The following is a 1,200-nucleotide window of genomic DNA, read 5'->3' as shown; positions in this document are numbered from 1 at the left end:
AATATGCGGAAACCGGCGTGGATTACATTTCGGTTGGCGCCCTGACCAAACATGTAAAGCGATGGATTTATCGATGCGTTCAATAGATATCGACTAGATCACAAAACGGGAGCCTCAGGCTCCCGTTTTTATTTGAGCTACGAAATTTTGGGTCAGCATCGCATCTTGTAAGTAACCAGATGTAAATAAAGCGCAAAGAATTTTAAATCACTCGAGTGATGCTCTTGGTGTGATTTCACTCATCTACTCCTTGCATAATCTAGCCACAAGCTCGCGGAGCGAATTTGATAGATTAAAGGAAATTATGATGAAGAAATTAAACAAAACCAATAAACACAAGGCTTTACCTGTATGAATTAATGATAGTAGTGGCGGTAATTGGCGTGCTCGCAGCAATTGCAGTTACCCCAGTATCAAAAATACGTTTGCTAAAAAGTGAAGCCGCAACCGCTCTAGCTTCGATAACAGGTCACCGAACCAACGTTGAAACATATGTACTARRAAATGGTTCTTTCCCATCAACTTCAGGCGCTCTAGCAATACCAACTTCTCCTATCGGAGTTATTACATACGAAAACCCTACTAGTGCAGCTGGCGATATTAAATTTAGTTTCAACTCATCAGGGGTTAGCCCAGACATCGTATCGAAACACGTGACACTTTCAAGAACGTCTGCTGGTKGKTGGTCATGTGCAACKATGTTGCGACAGCATCTAAAACCTAAAGGCTGTTAACTCGGTGCAATCCAACCTTGCCACGATTCTGCGTCAGGCCAACCAACTTAGCCTAACGCAAGAACAAGCGTGTCGAGAAACCATCCAAGCTTCTGGTGTCACAGCACCGGAAGCTTTGTTGCAACTGGGATTTTTCCAGCCAGATGAATTAACCGAAAAGCTTAAGTGCGATTTTTGGCTTACCACGCACTGACCTTCAACCAATATGACTACCAAGAGCTGTGTAATCAACTTGGGTTGCGTGAGCTGATCACCCGTCACCAAGCACTGCCACTGCAAAAAGCAACGCATGGTTTAATACTCGCGAGTTTACTGCCCTACCAATATTCAAGCTGAAGATGATTTCCGTTTTGCCACAGGCGTGCAGGTGGAGATTGTTTTAGCCGACTGCCAAGAACTGCAAGCGGCGATTCGTAGACTCTATGGAAAGAGCATCAAACAGAGCCAAGGCTCTGGTTTTAAAAGA

The 1,200-nt window shown here is 44.3% G+C and carries 1 protein-coding gene and 1 pseudogene; both read left to right on the top strand.

What is annotated here, in order from left to right; all coding sequences use genetic code 11:
• Positions 1-359: 359 nt before the first annotated feature.
• Entirely contained in the window at positions 360-734 is a 375-nt protein-coding gene (locus CIK04_RS24025) for a type IV pilin protein (RefSeq protein WP_128824674.1), read from the top strand.
• Positions 735-738: 4 nt separating this feature from the next.
• A pseudogene (locus CIK04_RS24020) lies at positions 739-1,200 on the top strand (type IV-A pilus assembly ATPase PilB); the annotation flags it as partial.

The organism is Vibrio sp. 03_296 (genome assembly GCF_002265885.1).
Note: the sequence above shows the minus strand (reverse complement) of the source record. Positions and strands in the feature narration are given on the sequence as shown.